Genomic DNA, 4758 nt, shown 5'->3' with positions numbered 1-4758 from the left:
TGGCCGCGCCGCGCGCCCGGGCACCGGGATCGCCCCGCCAGGCGGCGGGGTCCAGGACGAAGGCGACGGCCGCGCCGCCGCTCCCGCGCATCCGGGCGGCCAGGCCCGCCTGCTCCTCGTCCAGGCCGCCGAGGAAGGCCACGAGCAGGCCCTCGCCGCCGCGCAGGGCCGCGAGCGCGGGTGAGAGGCACGTGCCCTCCGAGTGCTCCACGGTCGCGAGGGTCTCCAGCATCAGGCCCGCGGCCTCCGCCGGGTCGTGCGGGGAGGCGGCGCGGCCGTCCGGGCCGGGGCCCGCGCTACCGGTGTCGGTGAGCAGCCGCACGGAGAAGCCCTGCTCCAGCAGGTGCAGCGCGACGGAGGCGGCCCCCGAGACCGCCCACTCGAAGGGCGCGCCCGGCCCCGCGCCCTCGTAGGCGGCGCCGCGGGTGTCCAGCAGGACCGTGCAGCGGGCGCGGCGCGGCTGCTCCTCGCGGCGCACCATGAGCTCGCCGTGGCGGGCGGTGGAGCGCCAGTGGACCCGGCGCAGGTCGTCGCCGTGGCGGTAGCCGCGGGGGATGACGTCGTCCTCGCCGGCCAGGGCGGGGGAGCGGCGCAGGCCGTCGCCGTGGCCCGGGCTCGCGCCGCCCGGGCGCACCGGGGGCAGCGGCTCGGTGTGCGGCACGACCGTCAGCGTGTCGTACGCGCTGAAGCCGCGGGTCAGCTCGCACATGCCGAAGGGGTCCGTCAGCCGCAGCTGGAGCGGGCCGAGGGGATAGCGGCCGCGCAGGTCGGAGCGGACGCGGTAGGAGATCTCGCGCCGGCCGCCGGGCTCGATCCGGTCCAGCACGAAGCGGGGGCGCGGGCCCAGCACGTAGGGCACGCGGTCCTGGAGCATCAGCAGGCCGGTGGGGATCCGGGAGACGTTGTCGATCCGCAGCCGGACCCGGGCGTCGGCGGTGACGGGGATCCGCGCGGGCGTGAGCCGGCGGCTGCCCGTGACGCGGTGGCGGGTGCGGTGCAGCACCACCACGCACAGCAGGGGCAGCACGGCCAGTAACAGCCCGACCCGCAGCAGGTCGGCCTGGCCGAGCACGTAGGAGCACACGGTGGCCGCGATGCCGGCCGCCAGGAAGGAGCGCCCGCGGGTGGTCAGCCCGCCCAGCGCCGCCCACAGGCCGCTGCCGCCCCCGGCCTTCCCGCCGGGCCCGGGGCCCGTGCCGTCCCCCGGGCCGGTCACAGCCGCCGCGCCTGCCGCCACGCCTGCGCCGACGGGTCCGGCACGGGGGTGCGCTGGAGGATGTCGAGGACGGCGTGCTCGGCGCCGCGCCGGCCGAGCTGGGCCTGGGCCGTGGGCAGCAGCCGGTGGGCGAGGACGGCCGGCGCCAGCGCCTGGACGTCGTCCGGCAGGACGAACTCGCGGCCCGCGAGGGCGGCCGCGGCCCGGGCGGCCCGCACCAGGTGCAGCGTCGCCCGCGGGGACGCGCCGAGCCGGAGGTCCGGGTGGTGGCGGGTGGCGGTGACGAGATCCACCGCGTAGCGCCGGACGGCGTCGGCCACGTGGACCGTGCGGACGGCCTCGACGAGCTTGAGGATCTCGTGGGCGTGGGCGACCGGCTGCAGGTCGTCCAGCGGGGAGGCCTGCTCGGAGCAGCCGTGCGCGTCCAGCATCCGCAGCTCGGCCTCGGGGCTGGGATAGCCCATGGAGACCCGCGCCATGAAGCGGTCGCGCTGCGCCTCGGGCAGCGGGTACGTGCCTTCCATCTCCACGGGGTTCTGCGTGGCCACCACCATGAAGGGGCTCGGCAGCTCGTAGGTGTGCCCGTCGACGGTGACCTGCCGCTCCTCCATGGACTCCAGGAGGGCCGACTGGGTCTTGGGCGAGGCGCGGTTGATCTCGTCGCCGATGACGATCTGGGCGAAGACCGCGCCCGGCTTGAACTCGAAGTCGCGCCGCTGCTGGTCGAAGACGCTCACGCCCGTGATGTCCGACGGCAGGAGGTCGGGCGTGAACTGGATGCGCCGCACCGAGCAGTCGATCGAGCGGGCCAGGGCCTTGGCGAGCATGGTCTTGCCCACGCCCGGCACGTCCTCGATCAGCAGGTGGCCCTCGGCCAGCAGCACGGTCAGCGAGAGCCGTACGACCTCCGGCTTGCCCTCGATCACGCCCTCGACCGCCCGGCGGATCCGCTCCGCGGTGGCGGTCAGACTGCTCAGGCTGGCTCGCTCGTCATAGGTCGTCACCCGGCCCTCCTCGGCCCGTCCTGCGGGCTTGCGGTCCATGGGTCACGGACCGGGCACCCGCCCCCGGAATACGGACACCGAGCCCCGTGCGTCACACGGGGACGGCGTCCTCTCCGCATTCTGGCCGTCCGCGCGGCGCCGCGTCACCGCCTGTGGACAATCAGTGCTGCGGGTCGATCTCGCGCAGCAGGCCGGTCGTCACGTCGAAGACGAAACCCCGGACGTCGTCGGTGTGGGGCAGGAACGGCGAGGTCCGGACGCGCTGCATGGACTGCCGGACATCCTGCTCCAAGTCCTTGAAGGCCTCCACCGCCCACGCCGGGCGCTGCCCGACCTCGGCCTCGATCTCGTGGCGGAAGTCCTCGGTCAGGGTGAGCAGGCCGCAGCCCGTGTGGTGGATGAGGACGACGGAGCGGGTGCCGAGGGCGCGCTGGCTGATGGTCAGCGAGCGGATGATGTCGTCGGTGACCACGCCGCCCGCGTTGCGGATCGTGTGGCAGTCGCCGAGCTCCAGGCCCAGCGCGGCGTGCAGGTCGAGCCTGGCGTCCATGCAGGCGACGACGGCGACCTTGAGGACGGGGCGTGCGTCCATGCCCGGGTCGGTGAAGTGGGCGGCGTACTCGGCATTGGCCTGAACAAGACGGTCGGTGACCGTGGGCGGCCGGGTGCTCTCGGGGCTCTGGGGCGCCGGCTGGGACGCGGGTATCGACATATGAACGACGGTAGTCGGCGCCGTGCCCCCGGGCCCGTTACGGGGACCACAAAATCCTCCCCATAACCTGGTCTGTGAGGTAAGCCACACGGGTGGCGGACCCCCTGCCATCCGGGTGAACGGGGTCATTCCCGCCAACATCACGGGTACCGGGCGCCCGCGCCGCGCCCGGGCCGGGACGCGCTGGCCGGTTGATTGACCGGCGGGACGAGTGGACTAAAGTGGCGCGAAGTGGGAGGCCCGACGCTCCCCCTGGACACCGAAAACCCGCACGTGCGCGACGCGGACGCACCCCTCGGCCTCCTCCCGCTCCCCGGTCGTCCGGCGCCCCTTCCCCGGTGCCGGGCAGGCCGCTTCCCCTTGGAGCGGGCGGGGACCCGGGGCTACGGACCGCCCGCGCGCGCTCCGGGCACCCCGAACTCAGAAGGGCGCATGAGCAGCAACGCGCGACACGTCCCCGTCATGCTCCAGCGCTGCCTGGACATGCTCGCTCCCGCTCTCACCGAGCCCGGCGCCGTCGTCGTCGACTGCACCCTGGGCGCCGGCGGGCACAGCGAGGCGCTGCTCAAGACCTTCCCCGACGCCCGGCTCGTCGCCCTCGACCGCGACCCCACCGCCCTGGAGCTCGCCGGCGAGCGGCTCAAGCCGTACGGGGAGCGCGCCACGCTCGTCCGGGCCGTCTACCACGAGCTGCCCGAGGTGCTGGAGCGGCTGGGCATCCCCAAGGTCCAGGGCGTCCTCTTCGACCTCGGCGTCTCCTCCATGCAGCTGGACGAGGCAGGCCGCGGCTTCGCCTACGCGCAGGACGCCCCGCTCGACATGCGCATGGACCAGACGACCGGCATCAGCGCCGCCGAGGTCCTCAACACGTACGCCCCCGGCGACCTCGTGCGCATCCTGCGCGCCTACGGCGAGGAGAAGCAGGCCCGCAGGATCGTCGAGGCCATCGTCCGCGAGCGCGCCGCGGAGCCCTTCACCAACAGCGCCCGGCTCGTGGACGTCATCCGCGAGGCCCTGCCCCAGGCCGCCAAGCGGCACGGCGGCAACCCCGCCAAGCGCACGTTCCAGGCCCTGCGCATCGAGGTCAACGCCGAGCTCGCGAGCGTCGAGGCGGCCATCCCCGCGGCCGTCGCCGCGCTCGCCGTCGGCGGCCGCATCGCCGTGCTGTCCTACCAGTCCCTGGAGGACCGCATCGTCAAGCAGGTGTTCGCCGCCGGCGCCACCAGCACCGCGCCGCCCGGCCTGCCCGTCGTCCCCGAGCGCTACCAGCCCCGCCTGAAGCTGCTCACCCGCGGCGCCGAGCTGCCCACCGAGGAAGAGGTCGCCGAGAACCGCCGGGCCGCCCCCGCGCGGCTGCGCGGCGCCGAACGCATCCGCGAGGACATCCGGTGACCCCGGCCGCCCGCCGGGGCACCCGGCTGGGCCGCCTGGTGGGTCCCGTCGGGGCCAAGCGCACCCCCTTCGTCCTCCTCGTGGTGGTGCTGCTCGGCTCCGGCCTGATCTCGCTCCTCCTGCTGAACTCCGCCCTCAACCAGGGCTCCTTCGAACTCTCCCGCCTCCAGCGCAAGACCACCGAGCTCACCGACGAGCAGCAGGCCCTCCAGCAGGAGGTCGACCAGCTCGCCGCCCCCGACGCCCTGGAGCGCCGCGCCCGCGAGCTCGGCATGGTCCCCGGCGGCAACCCCGCCTTCCTCAGCCCCGACGGCACGGTCCGCGGCCAGCCCTCCCCGGCCGGCGACGGCACGGTGGCGTACCGCGCGCCCGCACCCGCGGGCCCCGGACCGCGGCCCGCCCTCATGCCCGCACCCCGCCCGCTGCCCGTGCCG

5 protein-coding genes are annotated in these 4758 nt (G+C 75.2%); 2 read left to right on the top strand and 3 right to left on the bottom strand.

Annotation, left to right across the window (positions count from 1 at the left end):
* The 3 genes from B7P34_RS35050 to B7P34_RS35040 all read right to left on the bottom strand — a co-directional run.
* The coding region (locus tag B7P34_RS35050; RefSeq protein WP_106682178.1) for a DUF58 domain-containing protein at positions 1-1216 on the bottom strand (1216 nt) is incomplete at its 3' end.
* A complete protein-coding gene (locus tag B7P34_RS35045; protein WP_106682177.1) occupies positions 1213-2220 on the bottom strand; it encodes an AAA family ATPase in 1008 nt (335 codons plus the stop codon). The genes B7P34_RS35045 and B7P34_RS35050, both read right to left, overlap by 4 nt.
* A 160-nt stretch (positions 2221-2380) precedes the next feature.
* On the bottom strand, positions 2381-2932 hold the full coding sequence (locus tag B7P34_RS35040; protein WP_106682176.1) for a beta-class carbonic anhydrase: 552 nt from the start codon (positions 2930-2932) through the stop codon (positions 2381-2383).
* A gap of 432 nt (positions 2933-3364) precedes the next feature.
* Between B7P34_RS35040 and rsmH the strand changes: the two genes are divergently transcribed.
* Both rsmH and B7P34_RS35030 read left to right on the top strand, forming a co-directional pair.
* A complete protein-coding gene (rsmH, locus tag B7P34_RS35035; protein ID WP_106682175.1) occupies positions 3365-4324 on the top strand; it encodes a 16S rRNA (cytosine(1402)-N(4))-methyltransferase RsmH in 960 nt (319 codons plus the stop codon).
* The coding region (locus tag B7P34_RS35030) for a septum formation initiator family protein (protein ID WP_106682174.1) at positions 4321-4758 on the top strand (438 nt) is incomplete at its 3' end. The genes rsmH and B7P34_RS35030, both read left to right, overlap by 4 nt.

Source organism: Streptosporangium nondiastaticum, assembly GCF_003011965.1.
Lineage (GTDB): Bacteria > Actinomycetota > Actinomycetes > Streptomycetales > Streptomycetaceae > Streptomyces > Streptomyces nondiastaticus.
This window is presented reverse-complemented; position numbering and strand designations above follow the sequence as displayed.

Coding starts and splice junctions, on each gene's coding strand:
- B7P34_RS35040 (WP_106682176.1), bottom strand. CDS start 2,932: ATGTCGATACCCGCGTCCCAGCCGGCGCCCCAGAGCCCCGAGAGCACC.
- rsmH (WP_106682175.1), top strand. CDS start 3,365: ATGAGCAGCAACGCGCGACACGTCCCCGTCATGCTCCAGCGCTGCCTG.